Source organism: Arthrobacter pascens (genome assembly GCF_017052465.1).
GTDB lineage: Bacteria > Actinomycetota > Actinomycetes > Actinomycetales > Micrococcaceae > Arthrobacter > Arthrobacter pascens.
On sequence record NZ_JAFHKT010000138.1, the window covers coordinates 36,556 to 58,854 of the forward strand.

At 65.2% G+C, this 22,299-nt stretch carries 17 protein-coding genes; 7 read left to right on the plus strand and 10 right to left on the minus strand.

The genetic code is table 11. The features are described from left to right. Position 1: 1 nt before the first annotated feature. The 8 genes from JYA52_RS11455 to JYA52_RS11490 all read right to left on the minus strand — a co-directional run bounded on the left by JYA52_RS11455 (position 2) and on the right by JYA52_RS11490 (position 11,009). On the minus strand, positions 2–1,189 hold the full coding sequence (locus tag JYA52_RS11455) for a type III polyketide synthase (protein ID WP_205653308.1): 1,188 nt from the start codon (positions 1,187–1,189) through the stop codon (positions 2–4). A 534-nt stretch (positions 1,190–1,723) separates the two neighbouring features. Further along, positions 1,724–3,526: an FAD-dependent oxidoreductase gene (locus JYA52_RS11460; RefSeq protein WP_240460230.1), complete on the minus strand. Its 1,803-nt coding sequence runs from the start codon at positions 3,524–3,526 to the stop codon at positions 1,724–1,726. Positions 3,527–3,548: 22 nt separating this feature from the next. Next, positions 3,549–4,385, minus strand: a complete 837-nt coding sequence (locus tag JYA52_RS11465) for an aldo/keto reductase (RefSeq protein WP_205653310.1) — start codon at positions 4,383–4,385, stop codon at positions 3,549–3,551. After that, a complete protein-coding gene (locus tag JYA52_RS11470; RefSeq protein WP_205653311.1) occupies positions 4,382–5,236 on the minus strand; it encodes a sugar phosphate isomerase/epimerase family protein in 855 nt (284 codons plus the stop codon). Before JYA52_RS11470 ends, JYA52_RS11465 begins: the two co-directional genes overlap by 4 nt. Then, entirely contained in the window at positions 5,233–7,356 is a 2,124-nt protein-coding gene (locus JYA52_RS11475) for an FAD-dependent oxidoreductase (RefSeq protein ID WP_205653312.1), read from the minus strand. Before JYA52_RS11475 ends, JYA52_RS11470 begins: the two co-directional genes overlap by 4 nt. Positions 7,357–7,365: 9 nt before the next feature. After that, entirely contained in the window at positions 7,366–8,520 is a 1,155-nt protein-coding gene (locus tag JYA52_RS11480) for a Gfo/Idh/MocA family protein (RefSeq protein WP_205653313.1), read from the minus strand. A 71-nt stretch (positions 8,521–8,591) separates the two neighbouring features. Further along, on the minus strand, positions 8,592–9,944 hold the full coding sequence (locus JYA52_RS11485; RefSeq protein WP_205653314.1) for an MFS transporter: 1,353 nt from the start codon (positions 9,942–9,944) through the stop codon (positions 8,592–8,594). A gap of 261 nt (positions 9,945–10,205) precedes the next feature. Further along, positions 10,206–11,009, minus strand: a complete 804-nt coding sequence (locus tag JYA52_RS11490; protein WP_205653315.1) for an IclR family transcriptional regulator — start codon at positions 11,007–11,009, stop codon at positions 10,206–10,208. A gap of 161 nt (positions 11,010–11,170) precedes the next feature. Here JYA52_RS11490 and JYA52_RS11495 point away from each other — a divergent pair, with 161 nt between their 5' ends. The 5 genes from JYA52_RS11495 (at position 11,171) to JYA52_RS11515 (ending at position 16,702) form a co-directional block, all read left to right on the plus strand. Next, the gene (locus JYA52_RS11495; protein WP_205653316.1) at positions 11,171–12,067 is read left to right on the plus strand and encodes a LysR family transcriptional regulator; all 897 of its coding nucleotides are present in this window, start codon (positions 11,171–11,173) and stop codon (positions 12,065–12,067) included. A gap of 184 nt (positions 12,068–12,251) precedes the next feature. Beyond that, positions 12,252–12,542: a YciI family protein gene (locus JYA52_RS11500; protein WP_205653317.1), complete on the plus strand. Its 291-nt coding sequence runs from the start codon at positions 12,252–12,254 to the stop codon at positions 12,540–12,542. After that, positions 12,509–13,651, plus strand: coding sequence for an alcohol dehydrogenase catalytic domain-containing protein (locus JYA52_RS11505; RefSeq protein WP_205653318.1), 1,143 nt, complete (start codon positions 12,509–12,511; stop codon positions 13,649–13,651). The genes JYA52_RS11500 and JYA52_RS11505 overlap by 34 nt, the downstream gene beginning before the upstream one ends. Further along, positions 13,648–15,348 carry an FAD-dependent oxidoreductase gene (locus JYA52_RS11510; protein WP_205653319.1) on the plus strand — a complete coding sequence of 567 codons (1,701 nt, stop codon included), beginning with the start codon at positions 13,648–13,650 and terminating at the stop codon, positions 15,346–15,348. The genes JYA52_RS11505 and JYA52_RS11510 overlap by 4 nt, the downstream gene beginning before the upstream one ends. A 34-nt stretch (positions 15,349–15,382) precedes the next feature. After that, positions 15,383–16,702, plus strand: a complete 1,320-nt coding sequence (locus JYA52_RS11515; RefSeq protein ID WP_240460243.1) for an MFS transporter — start codon at positions 15,383–15,385, stop codon at positions 16,700–16,702. 129 nt (positions 16,703–16,831) lie between these two features. On the opposite strand, the gene JYA52_RS11520 is transcribed toward JYA52_RS11515, so the two are convergent. Then, a complete protein-coding gene (locus JYA52_RS11520; RefSeq protein WP_205653321.1) occupies positions 16,832–17,842 on the minus strand; it encodes an alpha/beta fold hydrolase in 1,011 nt (336 codons plus the stop codon). Positions 17,843–17,882: 40 nt separating this feature from the next. Next, positions 17,883–18,449 (minus strand): dihydrofolate reductase family protein, encoded by a 567-nt coding sequence (locus tag JYA52_RS11525; protein WP_205653322.1) that lies wholly within the window; start codon positions 18,447–18,449, stop codon positions 17,883–17,885. Positions 18,450–18,595: 146 nt separating this feature from the next. On the opposite strand from JYA52_RS11525, the gene JYA52_RS11530 reads away from it, so the two are divergent. Both JYA52_RS11530 and JYA52_RS11535 read left to right on the plus strand, forming a co-directional pair. After that, the gene (locus tag JYA52_RS11530) at positions 18,596–19,081 is read left to right on the plus strand and encodes a GNAT family N-acetyltransferase (RefSeq protein WP_205653323.1); all 486 of its coding nucleotides are present in this window, start codon (positions 18,596–18,598) and stop codon (positions 19,079–19,081) included. Between the two features lie 275 nt (positions 19,082–19,356). Next, the gene (locus tag JYA52_RS11535; RefSeq protein ID WP_205653324.1) at positions 19,357–22,287 is read left to right on the plus strand and encodes a DUF7948 domain-containing protein; all 2,931 of its coding nucleotides are present in this window, start codon (positions 19,357–19,359) and stop codon (positions 22,285–22,287) included. The last annotated feature ends 12 nt before the right edge of the window (positions 22,288–22,299 follow it).

Below are 22,299 nucleotides of genomic sequence, written 5' to 3' on the forward strand. Positions count from 1 at the left end.
GTCAGGCCAGGGACGATTCGGCCTCGTCCGCGAGCCGGTCGTCTGCCGGCTCTTCCAGCGGCTGGCCGATTCTCGTGAACAGCCCGGTTTCCACCGTCAGTCCGGGCCCGAATGCCATCGAGCAGATGCGTTCATCCCGGCCCTGCGGCGGAAGATCGAGGATATGCCTGAGCACGAAGAGCACCGTGGCGCTGCTCATGTTGCCGTAGTTGCGGAGGGTTTCGCGGGCAGGGACCAGCTGCTCGTCGGTGAGGCCCAGCCGCGACTGCACCTTGTCCAGGATGCTGCGGCCGCCTGGATGGATGGCCCAGTGCGTGATGTCCCGGTAGGGGAGTTCCCTGAGTGAACTGTCCCGGGCCAGGAGTGGTTCCAGGGCGCCGACAATGTGGTCGTCGATGATGTGCGGAACGTAGTTGCCCAGCACCATTTCGAACCCCTGGTCGCCGATATTCCACGCCATGGAGTCCTCGCCGACCGGCGTCAGGACCGTTTCGAAGTGGTCCAGCTGCAGGAGCGCCTTTGACTCGGGTGCTTCGCGCGCGGTCACGACGGCGGCGGCGGCGCCGTCCGCGAAGAGGGCCGAGCCCATGATGGTGTCGGGATCGTTGGAGGTGCGGACGTGCAGTGAGCAGAGCTCCGCACACACGACGAGGACCACCGCTTCGGGGTCCGCCTCGCAGAATGACTTCGCTGCCCGGAGTGCCGGGAACGCCGCGTAGCAGCCCATGAATCCCAGGTGGTAGCGCTGTACCGCAGGGTTGAGCCCCAGCGCCCGGACGATTTTGTAGTCGGGACCCGGGTTGAAAAACCCGGTGCAGGAGACCGTGATCAGATGAGTTATGTCAAGTGGATCAATGCCCGCACAGTTGGAGACGGCGGCGGCGGCGGCGTCGATGAAGAGCTTGGTGGCCTCCCTGGCGAACAGGTCGTTGCGCTCCTTCGTGCTGGGGCTCCGCAGCAGGCCCGTGGCCGGGTCGAAGAACCTTGGGTCGTCCGAGCGTGAATCCAGCGTCAGTTCCTGGACCGCCGTGTAGCGGGTGTCAATGGCGGCCGAGTCGAAGCACGTGGCAACGAGCCGGGAACCGAGCCTTGTAAGCCCGGGCTGGGCTGCGAACACGTCCCGCGCCTCAGTCTGGATGAGCTTCGTCGGCGGAACAGCTGTCTCGAGGGCTCGCACGTAGACCGTCATGGGTTTCATTCTTAACGAGAAGGTCAGTTAAGACAATGGATTGGACTGCTGATCGCTGCTGCGTTTCGGGACTGATTGGGGCTGCCATACGGCCCCTCTCCGGGCACCCGCCGTAACGCCGATAATGTACATTATGTCAAGTAGAAGTTGATTCCCGCTGGTACGGCCCGTCCCCGAATCGTAGCTACTGGTCCCCTCGCTTGCCGTAGCGCCATCCCAGGCCGTGACTGAATGCGCATGGCCACGAAGGGCAGACCAGGCTGCCGCCACCAGGCTAGCTACACAAGGACCGAAGTGAACGGACGGCAGGTTCCGACCGGCTGGCCTCGGCCTTCCAGGTGCAGGTGTATTGCCTTCTCCCCCATTAAAGAACCACCACGGTGCGGGTCAAGCTAGCAGTCGAACGGGAGACGCGTCCACGATTTGTTCCTATCTCCTCCCCCGGTCATGAGGAGCAGCGGCGGGTCTCAGCCATTTGCATCGCGAGCACTGGGGGTCGCGCCGGCCTGACTCGCCGCCGCTGCGCTGCGGTGCTCAGCCTACTCCTGCATCTGAATGTTCCGGGAAGGTCCCATCATTCTCATACGCCCTTACCGCGGCCAGATCACGGCCGGCGATATACCCGAAGGTGAGGGCAGGGCCCAGGTTGATGCCACCAGCGGGGTAATGTCCGCCCATGACGCTGGAGTGATCGTTCCCTGCGACGTACAGCCCGGGAATGGGCACTCCGGCGTCGGACAGCACCCTGCCGCGCACGTCTGCGTCCAAACCGGCAAAGGTGCCGAAGCTGCCGGGCACCACCCGCACCGCGTAAAAGGGTCCTTTCTCGAGGGGGCCGAGAGACGGATTAGGTCTCTGGGCGGGATCGCCCCCGTAGCGGTTGAATGGGGTTCCGCCCCTCCCGAAATCGGGGTCAACTCCACGTCGCGCGTTGTCGTTGAAGCGTGCCACTGTTTCTAGCAGGCCTGCCGGATCAATGCCGCAGGCAAGGGCGAGTTCCTCGATCGTGTTGCCCTTCTTCAGGTATCCGGACCGGAGGTAGGGGAACAATGGAACGGGCAGCGGTTTTGCCATTCCGAGCGGAAACCTGCGGACGAATCTGCTGTCAGCGATTTGCCACGACTCGACTGTCTCGCCTTCCGGGGTGGCAGCGAGGAGCCCTTCGACGTAGTCGTAGTATCCGTTGGCTTCGTTGACGAACCGTTTCCCGTTCTTGCGGACTCCGATGCTGCCGGGTTTGGCGCGGTCCATGATGTGCGGAAAAACCCCGGTGCAGCCGTTGCGGTAGGTAATCAGGGAGACAGGACACCAGGCAGCCGGGGACTTGATACCGGTTTTGAAGCGGGCCCCCACGGACTGCCCAAGGGTGATTCCGTCGCCGGAAGCTTCCTCGGGCGCGAGAGTCCAGTGTTCGCGTCCGGTGGGGGTTTTGGGAAAGAGTTCCTGGCGCCGCCGGATGTCATGGGGAAAGCCGCCGGTGGCGAGCACGACGCCGCGGGCGGCGTGGATGGCGACCTCACCTTCCGGTGAACTTACGACGGCGCCACTCACCCTTCCGCCGGTGTCGGTCAGCAGCGAGGTGACCGGGGTGGAGACTCGGATTTCAACTCCTAGATCGTCGGCCGACTTCATCAGCCGGCCGGTGAGAGCTGTTCCGTTGACGAGCTGCATATTCCGCTTGTGGGTTAGGAGGTCCAAAAGGTGGAGTCCGAAGCGCCATCCGGCGTGGAGGAGGCCTTTGGGGTTTCCGCGGGAGGCGGAGAGAAATTTGGCCAGGTCAGGTCCTGCCATGATTCCCATTCCCAGGAACGATGTTTCGTAGAGCTGGTGGCGGGACTTGGCCCGGAGCTCGGGAGTTAGGTTCCGGGCATTGAAGGGCTTGGGGCCGACGGAACGATTGCCGGTTCCGGCGCCGGGCTGGTCGCCGTAGATGTCGTTAATTCTGGTCCCCGGCACGAACTGCAGCGACGTGTTGTTGTGGAAGAAGGCCACCATGTGCGGGACGGCCTCGAGGAAGGCGTCAACTTTTTCGGCCTGGTAGTCGGTGCCGAGGACGTGGCGCAGGTAGGTACGGAAAGTCTCCCTATCTTCGTTGACTCCGGCTGCCTTGGCGAAGGGGCTGCCGGGAGTCCATGCCCAGCCGCCGGACCAGGAAGTTGCCCCGCCGCAGACGGCCGCCTTTTCCACCACAATGACTTTAAGACCGTGGTACGCGGCTGTTACGGCGGCGGACAGGCCGCCGGCACCCGAGCCAACCACCAGCACGTCGCAGTCGGTAACGCGTCTGCTGGCTTGGAGCGGGTTGTGGGCGGATGCGGGTCCTTCTGGGGTGTTCATGTCGTTCTCCATGCGTGTCATGTCAGTGGCCGTATTCGTCGGGGTTGAGGCGCGGAGGGCGGTTCAGGTCGAGAGAGTCAATGGCGGCCATCTGCGGCTCCGTCAGACAGAATCCGAAGACATCGAGATTCTGCTGCTGGCGCTTGTCGTCAGCAGACTTAGGGATCGCAACGCGGCCATGCTGGAGATGCCACCGCAGCACAACCTGACCAGGAGTTACTTGAAGCTCCGCCGCCGGGACCGTGATGGCCGGGGAGTCCATGAACCCGCCATTTCGGCCCAGCGGGCTATAGGCGGCGGTGGCTATGCCATCCTGGCGGTGGAAGGCAAGCTGTTCCCGCTGGCCCGTTTCCGGGTCCAGCTGGATCTGGTTGAGAGCAGGGCTGAGCCCGGCCGCCTCCACCTGCCGCAGGTGTTCGGGGGTGAAGTTTGATACGCCCCACGAACGGATATTTCCTTCTTCGGCCAGTTGCTGCAGGCCTTCGCAGGCCTCCACGAACCTGCCTTGCCCGGGGTTTGGCCAATGCACCAGGAAAAGGTCGAGGTAATCCACGCCCAACCGGCCCGCCGCCGCGCCGAAGGCTGCCCGGACGCCGCTCCTGCTGTGTGAGTCCTTATTGAACTTGGTGGTCAGGAAGATATCGTCACGGGCAGCACCGCTGCGGCGCAGGCCCTCCCCGACTGCGTCTTCATTGCCGTACTTCTCGGCAGTATCTATGTGCCGGTACCCATGGCCGATTGCACGCGCCACCGCATCGGTGGCATCCTCCCCCACCATTGGCCAGGTGCCCAAACCGATCAGTGGAACGTGGACGCCCGGGGCGATCTCCGCCGTCGCTCTCTGGGGCAGGCTGCTCATCGGTTTCCTGCCCTCTGCAGTCCGGCCGCCGACGCCAGGACACCGTCGACACCGGTCTTGAGCATTCGGGCCCAGCCCGCTTCACCGAGTTCTGTGACACGGCGCTCTGAGGGCGTCTCCACGCTGACGGGCAGATCTGCCGGAAAGGCCGCCACCAGGGAGGCAAGATCGAACTCCCCTTCACCGGGAACCTGCCGTTCCGAGCGCGATTCAAGGATCAAGCCCGCGTGGCTGGCGGGGCTTGCAACGGGACCGTCGCACAGCTGCAGCAGCGGCACCAGCGAAGTGCAGGCTTTCAACTCCTCCAGCGTGCCGCCGAAGCGGTGGAAGTGCAGCGAGTCCACCACGATCCCGATTCCTGCCTGCCCCGCGCGCTCGGCAGCGTCAGGGATTGAGCGGACCACCTGGTAGGAAATCGGCTCCAACGTTGGCAGTATTCCGAAGCCGCGGCCGTCCTGGCTCAGCTGCGCCAGCGTGTCTGCGAAGCGGGAGGCGTCGGGGTCCGCGCAGGCTACCGTCATGGTCCGGGCCCCCAGAGCCTGCCCGGCTTCCAGCATCTGCAGCCAGGCGGCCCGCTGGTCGGTTCCGTCCAGGAGCAGGAACTCTATGTCCTCAACCTTCACTCCCGTGTCTTGCATTCGCACGATCGTTTCCTTCAGCATGGGCGAGCCGGGCTGCAGGTCGTAGGGCCGTTCCGTGGCCGTGACCGGACGGACGCGGGCGCCGATGAAGTCGAAGCCCGCTTCGGCGGCAATGCTCACGAGTTGCGGCGGGGCGGTGCCCACCAGCGAAAGCTGGGCGAGGCCGACGCGGCGCGTCGGGGTTTGCGAAAACGTTGCAGTAGTAGTCACGAGGTGGCTCCGTTCAAGGCAAAGCGGGCAGCCTCTCCGGGGGCGGTCGGGCCGGCAGGAAGTGTGTCGGCAAGCGCGGCGGCCACCCGTTGTGCGGCGTCGTACCCGCTCTTCACGGCGTTGGAAACAATGGCTGGCGACTGGTCGACCATGGTGCCGGCGAGGGTGACAGGCAGGCTCGCCGACGATGACAGGGCGGCGTCGCGTTCCTCGTGGGTGGGCGGCGCGGCCAGGGGCAGGACAGACCGGGAGATCAACAGCGGGCCTGGGGATTCCAGCCATTGGTCCTCCTGCATGGCCGACGGGGCGACCGTGCCTTCGGCCAGTGCGGATGAACGTTGGTCAGGGGCCGTGACAGCTCGGATGCGCACCTGCTGGCCGTCGAATTCCTCGATGCTGCAGCCCAGGACCAGGCGAACCTTCGGGTTGGAGGTCAGGCGGGGCACCGCCAGAATCTTTGCCCTCCGTCCGGATTCCGGCGCGATGGCCTCCTGGGGGCCCACCAGCAGCACTGCTGTGCCGCGGGAGGCCAGAGTGTCGGCTACGGACATGGCTACGGAATCTGCACCCCAAATCGTGATTGCCTCCGGAACGTCTCCTCCCTGCAAAGCTTCGGGGTGTGCATCCAGCCAATCGCGGATGTCCATCACCTGCGGCAAGTCTGTCCCGATGAATGATGCCCCGGGCCGGTCCCCTCCCGTGGCCAGGACCACCGCATCGGCGTGGTGTTCGCGCGCCAGGGCGCCGACGTCGGATGTGTCGGCCCGGACGCCGAGGTGCATTTCAATGCCCAGCCGGGCGTTTTCGCCCGCGGACCAATCTGTAAAGCGGTGAAAGTCGGGCGTGGATCTCATCCGTTCGGCAACGCCAAACTGGCCGCCGGGGCGGGTGCCGGCGTCGAGCACTGACACCCGGGCGCCAGCTTGGGCGAGTTCCCGGGCGGCTGTAAGGCCCGCCGGACCGGCTCCGACCACCAGGACTCGGGAGCCCGTGCGGACCTTGGGCGTCGGCATCGGGACGCGCGAACGTCCAACGGTCGGGTTGACACTGCAGGTGACCTGGCCCAGGCCAAGGTTGTCGATGCAGACGTTGCAGGCGATGCAGGGGCGGTAGGGCTCATTCCGCAGGACACCGCCCACGAAGGCCGGATCTGCGTGGATTGCCCGGGCAAGGCTGACGAAGTCGCAGGCGCCCTCGCCTAGGACCTCCTCAATGATGGTCGGAGAGTTGAGGCGCCCTGCCATCCCCAGCGGAAGACCGAAGCGCTTGTATTCCTTGGCGTACCGGGCCAGGACGCCGGGCTTCCACTCCCCCGACTGCACGATCCATTCGCCGGCTTCGTAGCTGCCGGCGGAGATGTCCAGGAAATCGAGTTTGTCCAGGTGTGCCTTGCCGATGATGTCCAGCTGGCCCGCCGCGGTGATGCCTTCAGCCGGGCCTTCCAGCACGGAGACGCGCATGCCCACGATGGTGTCCGGTGCGGCTTGACGGACGGCGTCGATGACGAGGTTCATGAAGTATTCCGGTTTGCTGAATTCGTCGGTTCGGTGGTTTGAGATGGGTGACATGAACTGGTGGATGAGGTAGCCGTGGGCGCCATGGATGTTGATGACGTCGAACCCGGCGGCAATTGCCCGCCGGGCGGCTTGGGCGTAGGCCTCGACCAGCTCAAGGCAGCCTTCCCGTGTCAGTTCGTCCGGGATCTCCCCGCCCGCCACTTCGCATCCGACCGGTGAGGGTGCCACGTTCTTGAATCCGGACACTGCGGCCTGGGCTGTGCGGCCCCCGTGGTTAAGTTCAACGGCGGCCAGTGCGCCTTCGGCGTGCAGGGCGTCGGTGAGTGTCCGCAGGCCTGGAATCATGTCATCGGTGTGGAGGCCCAGTTGGTGGGTCCGGCCCTTGCCGTCGGCCCGTACGAATGTTGCTTCCGTGGTGACCATTCCAAGCCCTGCACGGGCGCGGGTTACCAGGTAGTCGATGTACTGCTCGGTAATGAAGCCGTCGGAAGTGCCATAGTTCCGCTCCATCGGTGCTGAGGCGAGCCGGTTCCGCAGGGTCTTGGGAGTGCGGCCGTTGCGGCCGAGGATCAATGGGCGGGCTGCATGGCGTTGTGCTGTCATGGTCATGGTCTAGACCCCAGCCTCAGCCGGTACCCCGGCGAGGACAAGCGTGGGGATCCCAACCCGGGACTTGGCAAACCCGTCCACCGGAGCGAACCTGACAGGCTGGCCGGTCCTGGAAGATTCGTAGACTGCCAGCAGGATCCGCAGTGATTTCAGTGCGTCCCTTCCGGTGATCGCGGGTTCCTGGCCGCTTTCCAGGGCTTCAACGAAGTCGCGGACCTGGATGGTGTGGAACGGGATCAGCTGTCCGTTGATCATGGAGAGATCGACGTTGGGTTCAACGCCTTCGGGGTGGACGAGCTCCTCCTGGATCTTGCCGTCCGTAGCCCACAGGTCCAGACGGCCTTCGCTGCCCTCCGGAAATTCGGTCAGCGAGGCCGAGGCCCCGCTCTCCCCGGTGATCCGCAACTGGATGCCAAGGTTGGTGGTGAGAGCGGTGGTCGCCTCAACGGTGGCCATGGCACCTGAGGTGAAAGTGATCACGGCCGTGGCTGAGTCCTCCACGTCGATGTATTCACCGTGCCGGTAGGTGTTGACGCGTCCGAAGACTTCGGCGACGTCGCCCAGGTACCACTGCAGCAGGTCGATCTGATGGACCGCCTGGGACATCAGTACCCCGCCGCCGTCGTTCTCCCAAGTACCGCGCCAGGCGTCCCGGTTGTAGTAGTCCGGGGCCCGGTGCAGCATCACCGAGCACTGGGCCATGATGGGCCGGCCGAGGGTGCCGTCGTCGATCCCGGTCCGGATCTTTTGCGCCGCCGGCCAGAAGCGGCGCTGGAAGAGCGCCCCGAACCGGACGCCGGCTTCCTCACACGCCGCCACCATGCACTCCGCGGCCTCCAACCTGGTGGCAATGGGCTTCTCGCACAGGACGTGGACGCCGGCTGCAGCCGCTTTCAGGACCACGGCTTCGTGGGTGGGGTGAGGCGTGCACACCGAGATGATGTCCAGGTCCAGGTCCAGGAGTTCGTCGACGGTGGTTACCGCCGCTGGAATATCCCATGCCCGTGCAGTCGTGCGGGCCCGCTCCTCGTCTACGTCGCAGACGCCCACGATCCGGACGTTGTCCAGGGACTTGAAGGCTTCCAGGTGGTTGCGGGAGATGGCGCCGCAACCGGCGATTCCAACGCGGAAGTTGCGGGGGGCTGCTGAAGGGGTCATGGGATGGTCAACTTTCGGTGGTGCGTGATTTTTGGGATTTGCGGGGTCAGGCGCTTGGGTAGAGCGTTGGCTCAGCGGCGGGGCTGGCCAAGGTCCTCCAGCGGGACGTTGTACGTTTCGCGGGCAGTCATGATGGCGATCGACGAGGCCAGGAGGCAGAAGACGGTGAAGCCCGCTACCGGAATCCAGCCGCCGGGGCCCGGCTGGGCGAGAAGGGTGGCGATGGCGGGTGTGAATCCGGCCAGGATCAGGCCTACCTGGCTGCCGATGGCCATGCCGGAGTAGCGGACTTCAGCCGGGAACATCTCCGGGAAGAACACGGTCCAGACACCGTTCCAGCAGGAGTAGAAGACGGACATGTTCAGGAAGCCGAAAAGGAAGATCAGCACCACATTCTGCTCGCTGATGGACCAGAAGTACCCGAAGGAGGTGACGGCGCAGCCCGCGGCGCCCACGAGGAGGACCGTTTTGCGGCCGATCCGGTCGGAGATGATCCCGGCGAACGGGATGGTCACCATGGACAGGCCGATGGTCACGGCGTTGACGGTGAGCATCAGGGTCCGGTCCAGTCCCACAGCCGGGCCAGTGGCGTAGGCCAGTGCGTAAACGGTGAATGTGGTCTGCATGACGGAGAAGAGCATCACTACGGCGACGCGCAGGACGTCGCGCCACTGCGTCCTTAGCACTGCCGCGGCGGGGAGGGACCGGGGTTTGTCATGCTCCACGATTTCCTCGAAGACCGGCGGTTCCTCCAGCCGGGTTCGGATCCAGTACGCCACGGCCAGGACGAGGACTGACAGCCAGAACGGGACGCGCCAGCCCCAGCTGAGCAGCTGCGCCTCGGGCAGGGCTGCCAGCGGGATGAACACCACCGTGGACAGAACCATGCCTGAGGCGTAGCCGGTCATCACGAAGCTGGTGAAGAACCCGCGGCGGCCTTCGGGCGAGTGTTCCATAGTGAGGGTGGATGCGCCGGCGGCCTCCGCCCCGGCAGAGAAGCCCTGCGCAAGGCGCCCTACCAGGAGCAGCGCCGTGGCCCAGTAGCCGATCTGCCCGTAAGTGGGGAGGAAGCCGATCCCTATCGAGGCCACGCCCATGATCACCAAGGTGATCAGGAGGGCCTGTTTGCGGCCGACCTTGTCACCGAAGTGGCTCATGACGATGCCGCCCAGCGGGCGGGCGAGGTAACCGACGCCGAAGGTTGCCATGGCGCCGAGCAGGGCGACGACGGGGTCTCCCGCAGGGAAGAAGATCTTGGGGAAGATCAGCGCGGCCGCGGTGCCGTAGATGAAGAAGTCGTAGTACTCCAAGGTGGATCCGAGGAAGGACGCGAGGGCTGCCTTTTTCGGCATCTTGACGTGCTCACCTGGCGATGACTGGTCGTTGCGAACGGCTGTGGGTGGGTGCTGGTGCACGTGTCCCATGGTGTCTCCTCATTGAGAGTGGGGGCCGGCACTGCCACGGGGCGGGGCTACCGGAAAGATGGTGTCGGAGTTACGTTCGCTGGCTGGCCGCCGGTCGGCGCCACCCTCCTCATCGTTTGATGCAGGAAAGCCTTCCAGAGGAGTGTGCTTTCAGGTCGCAAGCGGTTGTTTCTCTGGCATCGACTGTAGGACCGGGATCAGACCCGGCGGCCAGATATCCCGTTCAACGGGACGCGGATTCCAGGGGCTTCGGTGCAAGGCTCACTTGCCCGGGGATTCCAGCCATGGCCTAGTCCCGTACGGGCGGCGCTCTGCCCCCATGGTGCGGGACAGCCCACGGCCGGCGGCGACCAGAACGGGCAGGATCAGACCGGGGTTCTCCTCCGCAGACGGGACAACGACGGCTATCGCGCCGATCACCGAGTGGCCCTCACCAAACACTGGAACGGCATAGGCAGTGTTTTCAGCTACCAGCACGCCCGCCATCCGGGCGTAGCCAAGCTCCCTGATGTGGGCCAGTTGCTTACGGAGGCGCGCCGGGTCTGTCTCGGTGGCTGGCGTGGTCTTTTTCAGGGTTCCGGCGAGGAAACGCTCCTGGACGTAGCCCGGCATGTGGGCCATCATCGCCATGCCGGAGGAGGTGCTGTGGATCTCCAGCCTGCCCGCTACCTCCGCGAGGTTCATCACGGTTCCGTGCCGGTCAAGGCGTTCCAGGTAGAGCACGCTCCCGGACTCCACGTCCGGCACGGATAGGGAAACATGCTCGCGCACGGCGGCGTGGACACCTTCCAGAAATGGCAGCCCCCGCCGCCGGAAATCTTCGAGCGGGTTGCTGCGCGAGGCGAGCTCCCACATCCTCGCGCCCACGCCGTAGTCGCCGGATTGGTCACGCTCCAGTAGTCCACTGGCGGCAAGATCGTTGGCCAGCCGGTGGACGGTACTGCTGGACATTCCTGTCACGCGGACCAGCTCACGCAGCGGCAGGCGCGGGTTGCCCTTGGAGAAGGCCTCCATGATCTTTACTACCCGCTCAATGACGGACTCCCCCGACGCCGAGTTTGCCACGATGCCTCCTGCCCCTGGCGGCCGGAAAGATGCCTTGCCCGGCCGGAATCCGCGGATCCCAGAACCAATATAGCCTTGCAGTGTAAGGGCCAGGCGGGTGCCGGCGCCTTCCGGCGTGCGGCACCTGACCAGAGAAAAGCATGGCAGGCAAAGGAGGGCATGTGGAGCTGAGGCAGGTTGAGGCCTTCCTGGCCGTGGCCGAGGAATTGCACTTCGGCCGCGCCGCGGAGAAGCTCCGAATGGCCCAGTCACCCCTCAGCCAGACCATCCGAAAGCTGGAGAAGAGCCTCGGCGCCGCACTCTTCGAACGCAATACACGCACCGTCGCCCTCACCAGCGCCGGACACGCCTTCCTGCCCCACGCCAGGAAGATCCTGGAAGAAGTTGACCTGGGACAGCGGGCGGTCCGCGCCGATAGCGGAACGATCTATGGCCGGCTCAGCATCGGCTTTTCTGGAGCGCTCAACCACAAGACCCTGCCCCCGCTGACCCGCGCCTTGCGGCACCGCCACCCCCAGCTGGACGTCACGCTGCACGGCGGGCTGCTGACCCAGGAAGCGCTGCAACAGCTCATCCACGGTTCACTGGATCTCGCGTTCATCGGGCTGCCGGTAGACGCACCCTCCCTTGAAACCCGGACCATCGCCACAGAAGGCCTGGGCGCCACAGTCCCGGTGGACCACCCCCTCGCCGGGAGGGAATCCATAGACCTGGCCGAGCTCGCGGGCGACACCTTCATCACCATGCCCGCGGCCCAAGGCTCCACGTTGCGGGAAGCAACAGTGGCGGCCTGCAATGCCGCAGGCTTCCGGCCCCACATAGGCCAGGAGGTGGCCGACCCCTACACGGCACTCTCCTTGGTGGCCGGGGGCGTCGGCGTCAGCCTCATGCCCGACTCCATCGCCGGGATCATGCCCGGTGGAACGGTTTTCCTGCCGATCTCCGGCGGTGCCATTCCCCTGTATTCGGGGTTGGCCTGGAACCCATCCGCCATGTCCCCCGCCCTAAGCGCAGCCCTCGACGTTGCCCTGGAAGTCTTGCCGACGCCGTCCTCATGACGTGGCGGCCAACCCAACTATGTAGAAAGTCCACATAGTTATTGACCAATTACGTATTGGACAAGTCCTAATACATCGGGCCACTATGGAGCGCAGAGGGACGTGATCAGTCCCACAGAGTGCTCCCGGCGCCTCTGGCCGGGAAGCTACCCAACCACCATCTGCTCAATGATGAGGACTATCCATGCCCACGTTTGCCGTCACCTATAACTACTCCGGTTCCAGCTCGCAGCAGCGGGATGAGACGCGACCGGCCCACATTGAATTTCTTCAGGCCCAATTCGACGGCGGCCAGCTCCTCAAGAGCGGCCCCTTCGGGCCCGAGGAGTCGCCGGGCGCCCTGCTGATCATCGCGGGCCAGTCCAAGGCGGATGTAGAAACGCTGATGAACCAGGACCCGTTCCACCAGGCAGGCCTGATCCAGGAGCGGACCATCCGCCAATGGAACATCTTCTTCGGCGCCGGCCAGAACTGAGGTTGGCTGTGTTTTCCGCCCGCACCATAGCCAAAGAAACCATCCGCTTCGAAGAGTCCGCCGAACCCGACCTCGCAGCGGGCCACGCGCTGGTCCGCGTTCACAACGTCACCCTCTGCGGCACCGACCTTCATATCTGGGAGGATGACTACCCCTCCGAACTCCCTATCATCCAGGGCCACGAATTCTCCGGCGTCATCGAAGCTGTGGGACCCAACGACGCCGGTGTCCGCGTCGGCGACCAAGTGGCCGTTAGCCCCATGACGTACTGCGGAGAATGCCGGCCGTGCCGCACGGGCCGCCCCAACGTCTGCAGGAACATCGGCTGCATCGGCTGCTATTCCGACGGCGCCCTCGTGGAAGTACTCAGCGTGCCGCTGGAGAAACTGTGCCCCGTTCCGGCCGGCCTGCCCCTGCACCTGGCCGCCATGGGCGAACCGACCTCCATCGCGATGCAGGCCGCAAACCGGGGTCGCCCCGAGGCCGGCGAGGTTGCCCTGGTGTTGGGCAGCGGACCCATCGGCCTGCTCGCCACCCTCTACCTGACCGATCTGGGGGTGCGCGTGGTCTGCGCAGACACCGAAGTGGACCGGCTCGAGCTTGCCACCGAGTTCGGCGCTGTAGACACCCTATTGGTCACGCCCGGCGCCGCATTCCCTGACCCGGACCAGGAATCCCGGCTGGCGGCACTGACCGATGGCTATGGGCCGCAGCTCGTCATCGAGGCCACCGGAGTGCCCTCCTCCCTGGAAAATGCCATCAGACTTGTTGCCAGTGCCGGCAGGATTGTCCAGGTGGGCATCTCCGCCCGGCAGGCCGCCGTCTCCATGAAGGAAATCCCTTTCAAGGAACTCGATCTCATGGGCAGCCGCAACAGCCTCAACCTCATCCCGGACGGACTCGCCCTGCTGGCCAAGTACGCCCAGCAGGCCCAGGCTCTGATGACCCACCGCTTCGCCTTCGAAGATCTTCAGCATGCCTTCCGCCTGATGCAGGACCACACCGAAAAGGTGGGCAAGATCCTCATTGAAATGCCCGCCTCACGGCAGGCACGCCCTGCTGTGGACAGCAGCGCAGCCGAACGTGCAACCTCAGGATCGCGGCCATGAACGGCGTCCCGGAAAACATTCTCACTCCTGCAAACCGTCTCTCAGACACCTATGACGTGGTGGTCATGGGCAGCGGCGCCGCCGGACTGGTCGCAGCCATTCGGGCAGCGGACGCCGGACTGTCCGTCGTCGTCCTTGAAAAGGCAGCCCTGCTGGGCGGAACCACCGCCGCGGGCGGCGGCGTGATGTGGGCGCCCAACAACCACCTGGCCAAGGCCGCAGGATATGCGGACAGCCACGCCGACGGCATTGCCTATGTCACCGAGGCAGCGGGGCGCGTGCTCAGCGTGGAGGAGATCGCATGGTACGTGACCACGGCTCCCCGTGCGGTCAGCTACCTGAGCGTGTCCACAAAGGTGGCCATGGTTCCCATTTCCCGTCCGGATTACCACATGGAATGGGAAGGATCCGCCGACGGGGGCCGCGGGTTGGACAACAGCCCTTTCGATCCGGCCGGATACCCTGGCCTGTCAGCCCTGATCCGCCCCTCGTCGTACTTCCCTCTGCTCACCATGACCGAGCGGGATGGCCTGAACGGCCGTGCCGCGGACCCGGCCCTACTGGCCGAGCGGGCGGCCCGGGGTGTCCGGACCATGGGAGGCGCACTCGTAGGCAACCTGCTGGCCAGCGCGCTGGACCGGGGAGTGCAGCTCGCCGTCACTGCTCCGGTGAAGGAACTTGAAGAATCGGAAGGACGATGGTCCGTCAACATTGGTGGACGGGCCGCCGGGAAGCCGATCATCGCCTCCGCGGTTGTGCTTGCCTCTGGGGGCTTCGAATGGAACAGCCGGCTCCGCCAGGCTTTCCTTCCGTTCCCCGTAACACCCATCAGTGCCCCCTCCAACGAAGGGGACGGGCTGCAACTTGGGCTCAAAGCCGGGGCCGCCGTTGCTGACATGACCGCCATCTGGGGCGTACCGGTGATTTCCACCCCGGAACACGAGTATGACGGACGGCAATCCGGACGCATGGGCAACGTGGAAATGACCCTGCCCGGATCCATCACCGTCAATGCCAAGGGGCGCCGGTTCGTCAACGAGGCGCTGAACTATCACGATGCCAGCCGGGTCTTCGCCTCGATGGACCCGCAGACCGGCCGGCAGGAAAACAACCCCGCCTGGCTCGTCTTCGACTCCTCCTACCAGCGGAAATACCCCGTGGCCGGTTCCACACCCGGCCAGCCTGCGAGCTGGATTTCCAGCGCACCTACCCTGGAAGAACTGGCACGGAAAATCGGCGTAGACCCCGACGGCCTGACCTCGACCGTGCGCAGGTTCAACGCAGACGCCGCCACGGGCGTGGACCGGGAATTCCACCGGGGCGCCACACCCCAGGACCGGTTCCTCGGCGACGCCGCAAACACCCCAAACCCATGCCTGGCACCCCTCCTCGAGCCGCCGTTCTATGCCGTGACCATCCACGCAGGGGTCCTGGGTACGTCCGGGGGTCTCGCCACCGATTTCGACGGGCGCGTCCTTGACCGCCACCGGCAGCCGATCCCAGGACTCTACGCTGCCGGAAACGTGTCAGCCGGCGTCTTCCGGAACAACTACCCGGGCGGAGGCGCCACCCTTGGCTCTGCCATCACGAGGGCCTTCGCCGTCGGGGAACACCTGGCCACGTCCCTGGCCCCCGCCTGCCCGCCGCTGCCGACCAATGCGGGAGCACCGATACCCGCCGATCCCCAAGCCGGTTAACCATCCCGACCCACAACCAGGAGCAACAATGTCAATGGAGACTTTGCGCACCGACAGCGCCCCGGTGCGCCAGCGCACCCCCAACCAGGCCAAACGCGCCGCCGCAGCCGCCTACCTCGGCGGCACCTTGGAATACTACGACTACTTCATTTACGCCTCCGCCGCGGCCTTGGTATTCGGCCGGATCTTTTTCCCCTCGGCTGGCGGCGCCGCTACCCTCGCATCCTTGGCCACGTTCGGCGTAGCCTATGTGGCACGACCGTTCGGGGCCATCATCCTTGGCCACTTTGGCGACAAACTGGGACGCAAGAACGTCCTAGTCGTCACGCTCGTACTAATGGGCGGTTCGACGTTCCTCATCGGCTGCCTGCCAGACTTCAACACAATCGGCATTTGGGCACCCATTCTGCTCGTCGTCCTCCGGATCTGCCAAGGCCTCTCAGCCGGCGGAGAGACCGCCGGGGCCAGCACACTGACCATCGAACAGGCACCCGACGATCGCCGAGGCCTCTACGGTTCGTGGGCCCTGAACGGCATCGTCACAGGCCTGATCCTGGCGAGCCTGGTGTTCCTTCCCATCGCCGCCCTGCCGGAGAAGGACCTTCTCAGCTGGGGCTGGCGCGTCCCGTTCTGGTCCTCACTGGCGGTCCTCGTACTGGCCTACGTGATCCGGCGCACCCTCCAAGAACCAGAGATCTTCGAAGAAACCAAAGAAAACCACCAGACCGCCAAACTGCCCCTGGTCACCGTCATCAGAGACCATGGCTGGGACGTGGTCCGGGTCGGCTTCGCCTCCCTGTTCACAGTCACCAACACAGTGGTCACGGTCTTCGCCCTGGCGTTCGCAACGCAGACAGTGGGGATCACGACGTCGGCCATGCTGTGGGTGACCATCGGCACCAACGTGGCCGCCCTGCTCACGCAGCCGCTCGCGGCTGCCCTGTCAGACAGAATTGGCCGAAAACCAGTATTCATCACGGGCTGCATCGGTAGCGCCGCAGGGATCTTCTTCTACTTCCAGGCCATTTCCACGGGCAACTTCATGCTCATCCTCCTCGCGGGCCTGGCTACGACTTCCCTGTTCTACAGCGCGGCCAACGGACTCTACCCGGCGTTCTTCTCCGAAATGTTCGATGTGAAGGTGCGCTACTCCGGAGTGGCCATCGGCCTCCAACTCGGCCTCCTCATCGCGGGCTTCAGCCCTGCCATTGCCACGTGGCTCAACGGTGGAGACAAAACCAACTGGGTTCCGGTGGCGGCCTTCACCGCCGCGGTCTGTCTGCTGGCTGCTGTCGCCGCCGCTACCGCCAAGGAAACGTTCCGCACACCCCTTCATCTCCTGGGACAGAAATAGCAAACAGAAGAGCTGACGGCGGCGGGACGTCCTGCCGCCGTCAGCCCGAATCCGGTGAATGGCATCTGATGCGGATCCGACAGACAGTGATAGCCCTCTACGCCCGCTGCGCAGCAGCGGGAACCCCGGTCATCGGTGCTTGCCGAGGAACGCTGTGATGGTTTCTGCCATGCGCCTGGCTTGAGTCCAATGCAGGTAATGACCGCCCTCGAGCGTGACGATTTCGTGGTGCTCGACGTTTTTCAGCAGGTCTTGCGTCGCGGCTGTCCGGGTTGATGTCGAGTCGGTCTTGTCGTCGGCGATGAAGGCCAGAACGGGGAGCGCATCGGGATAGCGGACACCTCTCAGGGCTGCCGCGTTGGCGGCGATTCGCGATGTTTCGTCGGCCACAGCGTCGTTGCCGAAGTTCCAGCTCAGCATCAGGCGCATGCGTTCGAGTTCGTCGGCGCTGTAGGCATCACTGTCCGGAGCCGCAAGGCCAGGGGCAATGGCGGTGACGTTGCGGACCACGCCGGTGACAGAGAGCGCCCGTTCCCAGTTGATTCCCGGTTGCGGCTCCCCTGCCGGTTCACTCGTTACTTTGGGGACCGTCGCGTCGATTCCGATCACTGCGGCTACTTCCGCTGGGTACCGGTTGGCGTAGTCAAGGGTGTAGAAGCCGGCGATGGAGTGTCCTGCCAGAACGTAGGGCTGCTCGACGTGGAGTTTGGTCAGCACTTCGTGGAGTTCCGTGCTGATGTTCCTGTTGGTCCGCTCGCCGGCGTTCATGTCGCTGTATCCGTAGCCGAATCCCTCGACGACGATGACGTCAAAACTTCCAAGTTCGCGGATCAGCGGGGAAAAATCGAGGGCAGGCGCGGGTGTTCCCAGGCCGCTGAGGAGGACGATGGGCTGGCCGGAGAGTCCATTCCGGTACACGTTGACCTGGCCGCTGCTGATGCCAATGCGTTCGCCGTAAGGGCTGATGCTGGATTTTTCCGACTGCTCCAGGAGACCGTTGGCGGCCGTCGAAGCCAGCACGAGGCCCAGCGCAACGAGCGCACTGATACCCGCGATCCGTAGCCTCCGCCGAGGTTTCTTTCGCGCGTTGTCGACTGGATCTGGTGACTGTCTGGCCCCTCGACGAGTGAACAGGCGCATGATGAGCCCCTTCGAAGAATTGAAAGTGCGGACTGTCCGCTTATTTTCTGATCTCGTAGCGCAGAAGTACCACGCCGTTTTCGAAGGGGGTTGCCTCGACCAGCTTCAGGTCTTGCGAATCCTCGAAAATGCGCCTTCCCTTGCCGCGTGACGCCGGGCAGACCCGCATCTGGACTTCATCGACGAGGCCGGCGTCCAGCAGGGAGTGCATGAGCCTCAGGCTCCCCCACAGCCAGATGTCCTTGCCGCTCTGCTCCTTGAGCTCCCGGATGGTGGCGGCCGGGTCGCGCGTCACGGTCGCGGCGGGAAAGTCGCCCCAGGGGGCTTCATCCAGCTTCGACGAGGCGACGAACTTGGTGAGGTTGTTGAGCTTCTCGCCGTACTCGCCCTGCTCCTCGGCGTACGGCCAGTAGCCCACGGACTGGGCATAGGTGTTCGCGCCGAGAATCATCGTGTCGACCGAGTCCATGAACCCCATCACGCTTGCCTTGAACGCGCTGGTGTCGGTCTCGGAAAAGGGCTCCCCTGACACGAAGCTGAGCCCGCCGTCCTCCTCCGCGGCGATGTTGTCGACGGTAACCCACTGCTGGACGATGAGTTTTCTCATGGCGCCAACTGTAGCCCGCCGGCACGCGGTCAACGAGCCCCATCTCGGAGCGCCCATGGGCGGGGTGGCGCAGTACGAAGACATCTACCGGTGCTGCTACGTCCGCGGCCCCGACGGCACAGCAACGGGGTCTTTAGAATCGGTCAATGGACTCAGAACTTGTCGTGCGCCGTGCCGGACCCAGCGATGCGGACGAACTCGCCGACCTGCACCTCCGTTGCCGCCGTGAAACGTATGCCGGCCTCCTGTCGGCCAGCTTCTTCGAGAAGCAGAACCTCGCAGACGGGACCGCGCAGTGGTCGCGAATTCTCACCGGACCCCACGCTGACCGCCATTGGGTGGCCGTTCACAAAGGACGGCTGGTCGGATTCGCCGGCTCCGTTCCCCCGGCCCCGGGGACGAGCTCGCTGGCTGAGCTGTGGGGAATCTATCTGCTCTCTGCCTATCAGGGATCCGGGCTGGGACAGCAGCTGCTGGAGGCCACGATCGGCACGGAAAGCGCGACCCTCTGGGTGGCACGTGACAACACACGGGCCCAGGCGTTTTATCGGCGGAACGGCTTCGCCGCCAGCGGTCGTGAAAAGATCCTCGACGACTGGGAAGGAATGACGGTTATTCAGATGGTCCGCTGAAACGCCTCGTAGAACGAGTAGTCAGTACTCGTGTTCTGGGCGTCAGCGCATTTGACCGGGCAAGTCGTCATTCCACTTCTCGGGCGGCTACTCAGACGCGGTCCCCTGAAACGAGTACACACCACTCGTGTGCGCCCAGATGAAGTCGGGTTGAATGTTGGCACGCCGCGCCTTGGAGCTCTCGCGGGAGCCGCAGGGGGCCGGCGTATTCATGTCCGTGTTCGCCGCCCGTGCGCTGGGGCGTGGTCGGGACATTCGAAGTAAAGGGTGGGGCCATGTCCGTTGGGATTGCATGCGCGCGTGAGGGATCGATCGGCTGGGACGGGGTCCCCGGCTCCCGGGGCGGGGGCAGACATTGGCCAGGGTTCATCGTGGGTCTGGTCGTCCTTGCCCTGCTCGCCGTCGCGTCGGTCGTGGTGACGCCGACAGCCTTGACGCCGACAGCCGCGGGAGTTGCTGGCGGCCGCGAGGCGGTGCCGGCCGGGCCGGCGCCTGCCGGCCTCTCACCCGCGGGCAGCGGGCAGGCCCTCGACGCCTACGGGAAGCTGCCGCTGTCCTTCGTCCCGAACGCCGGCCAGACCGACCAGAGCGTGCGCTACTACGCGCAGGGCTCGGGCTTTAGCTTCTTCTTCACCCAGGACAAGGCCGTGCTCTCCTTTGCAAAGGGCGAGCGAGGCCAAGCGCTCGAGCTTCACTTCCTCGGCTCCAGCCCGGCCGCGAGCCTCGAGACGGGCAACAGCGCCCCCGGGACGGTGAACTACCTGACGGCCGGCGGGAGCCACACGAACCTGCCCACCTACCAGCAACTCACCTACCGCGAGCTGTGGCCGGGCATCGACATGGTCTTCGCCGGCCGGGACGGAAGCCTCAAGTACGAGTTCCACCTGGCGCCCGGCGCCGATCCCTCCAATATCCGCCTTGGCTACTCCGGCGCTAACGGCCTGTCCCTGAGTCCGGACGGGGCGATGCTCATCGACACGCCGCTGGGCGCCTTGAGGGACTCCTCCCCCACCAGCTACCAGACCATCGACGGCAACCAAGCCGCGGTTGAGAGCCGCTACGCACTCGAAGGCCACTCCTACGGCTTCGCGCTCGGCAGCTACGACCGAAGCCAGGCACTGGTGATCGACCCCGCCCTGGCGTACTCGACCTTCCTGGGCGGAACCGCGGACGACAGAGGCCTTGGAGTGGCCGTCGACACGGCGGGGAACGCCTACGTGACCGGCGTGACGACCTCCACGGACTTCCCCACCACAGCCGGGGCGTTCGACACGGCCGCCAACGGCGGCGCCGACGTCTTCGTGACGAAACTCAACCCCACGGGCACGGCTCTCGTCTACTCGACCTACTTGGGCGGAACATCCACCGATAACGGCCAAGCGATCGCCGTCGACGCCATGGGCAACGCCTACGTAACCGGCCAGACAACATCCTCGAACTTCCCCACCACCCCCGGGGCGTTCGACACGGCCGCCAACGGCGGCGTGGACGCCTACGTCACAAAGCTCAACGCCACAGGCACGGGCCTCGTCTACTCCACCTACCTGGGAGGAGGAGCCTCCGACACAGGCTTTGGGATCGCCGTCGACGTGGCGGGGAGCGCCCACGTGACCGGCACGACCCCCGGCTTTGGCTTCCCCACCACTCTGGGGGCGTTCGACACCAGCCCCAGCGGCGGTGACGCCTTCGTGACGAAGCTCAACCCCACGGGCGCGGGCCTCGTCTACTCCACCTTCGTGGGCGGAACCTCCGGCGAGGAGGCGCACGCGGTCGCCCTGGATGTGACCGGCAGCGCCTACGTGACCGGCCAAACCATCTCCTCCGACTTCCCAACCACCGCAGGGGCGTCCGACACGACGCTTGATGGCCTCGACGATGCCTTCGTCTCAAAGCTGGACACCACGGGCTCGGCCCTCATCTACTCCACCTACCTGGGAGGAAGCGGCGGAGCGGGTGCGCTCGAGGCAGGTTTCGGGATCGCCGTCGACGTAAGCGGTGCGTACGTGACCGGAATGACCAACTCCTCCGACTTCCCGACCACAGCGGGAGCGTTTGACACGACCCTCGGCGGCGTCGAGGACGGCTTCGTCACGAAGGTCAACCTCGCGGGCTCGGGCCTCTCCTATTCAACCTTCCTGGGCGGAGCTTCCAGCGACCGCGGCGAGGGTATCGCCGTCGACACGACGGGGGGCGCCTTCGTGACCGGCCGGACCAACTCCGTGGGCTTCCCGACCACCACCGGGACGTTCCAGACGACCTATGGCGGCGGCGCCAATGACGCCTTCCTCTCGAAGCTCAACACCACGGGCACGGCCCTCGCCGACTCCACCTTCCTGGGCAGCGCTGCTGACGACCGCGGCCTCGGGATCGCCCTGGATACAGCCGGCAGCGCCTACATCACCGGCCAGACAGCCTCTTTGAACTTCCCCACCACCCCTGGAGCATTCGACACCACCCAGAACGGCAGCGATGACGCCTTCGTCGCCAAGTTCTCGTTCGGCCCGGGCGCGCCGGCAACGCTCACGCTCGCCCCCGCGGCCGACACCAACGACGTCGGCACGCAGCACTGCGTGACGGCAACGGTCGAGGATGCGTCGGGGAACCCGACGCCGGGCATCACCGTGCGCTTTTCGGTCACCGGGTCGGTCAACACGAGCGGATCGGACACGACCGACGTGAACGGCGAAGCGGATTTCTGCTACCAGGGCCCCGAACTCCCCGGAGCGGACGCGATCAGCGCCTTCGCCGACACCGACAGCGACACCGCGCAGGATCCGGGCGAGCCCTTCGCCGCGGCGTCCAAGGTCTGGACGCTTCCGGTCACGACCCCGCTTTGCGAGGCCAACATCACCAAGGGTGGCCGGATCACCGCCGCCAACGGCGACAAGGCCACATTCGGCGGCAATGCCCAGTCAAACGCCGCCGGCAACGTCAAGGGCCAGGAGCAGTACCAGGACCACGGGCCCTCCCAGCCGCTGAAGGTGAAGTCGATCAAGATCCTGGCGTTGACCTGCAACCCACAGCGCACGCAGGCGACGATCTTCGGCCGCGCCACCCTCAACGGCCAGGGCTCGCACCTGTTCCGGATCGACGTCCAAGACCTCGGCGAGCCCGGCGTGGGCATCGACAAGTACCGGATCCTGCTCGGCACCGGCTACGACTCAGGCTCCCAGACGCTCCTGGGCGGCAACATCCAGATCCACTAGCCCGGACGGCTC

Coding starts and splice junctions, on each gene's coding strand:
- JYA52_RS11455 (WP_205653308.1), bottom strand. CDS start 1,189: ATGACGGTCTACGTGCGAGCCCTCGAGACAGCTGTTCCGCCGACGAAG.
- JYA52_RS11460 (WP_240460230.1), bottom strand. CDS start 3,526: ATGAACACCCCAGAAGGACCCGCATCCGCCCACAACCCGCTCCAAGCC.
- JYA52_RS11465 (WP_205653310.1), bottom strand. CDS start 4,385: ATGAGCAGCCTGCCCCAGAGAGCGACGGCGGAGATCGCCCCGGGCGTC.
- JYA52_RS11475 (WP_205653312.1), bottom strand. CDS start 7,356: ATGACAGCACAACGCCATGCAGCCCGCCCATTGATCCTCGGCCGCAAC.
- JYA52_RS11480 (WP_205653313.1), bottom strand. CDS start 8,520: ATGACCCCTTCAGCAGCCCCCCGCAACTTCCGCGTTGGAATCGCCGGT.
- JYA52_RS11485 (WP_205653314.1), bottom strand. CDS start 9,944: ATGGGACACGTGCACCAGCACCCACCCACAGCCGTTCGCAACGACCAG.
- JYA52_RS11500 (WP_205653317.1), top strand. CDS start 12,252: ATGCCCACGTTTGCCGTCACCTATAACTACTCCGGTTCCAGCTCGCAG.
- JYA52_RS11505 (WP_205653318.1), top strand. CDS start 12,509: ATGGAACATCTTCTTCGGCGCCGGCCAGAACTGAGGTTGGCTGTGTTT.
- JYA52_RS11510 (WP_205653319.1), top strand. CDS start 13,648: ATGAACGGCGTCCCGGAAAACATTCTCACTCCTGCAAACCGTCTCTCA.
- JYA52_RS11515 (WP_240460243.1), top strand. CDS start 15,383: ATGGAGACTTTGCGCACCGACAGCGCCCCGGTGCGCCAGCGCACCCCC.
- JYA52_RS11520 (WP_205653321.1), bottom strand. CDS start 17,842: ATGCGCCTGTTCACTCGTCGAGGGGCCAGACAGTCACCAGATCCAGTC.
- JYA52_RS11525 (WP_205653322.1), bottom strand. CDS start 18,449: ATGAGAAAACTCATCGTCCAGCAGTGGGTTACCGTCGACAACATCGCC.
- JYA52_RS11530 (WP_205653323.1), top strand. CDS start 18,596: ATGGACTCAGAACTTGTCGTGCGCCGTGCCGGACCCAGCGATGCGGAC.
- JYA52_RS11535 (WP_205653324.1), top strand. CDS start 19,357: ATGTCCGTTGGGATTGCATGCGCGCGTGAGGGATCGATCGGCTGGGAC.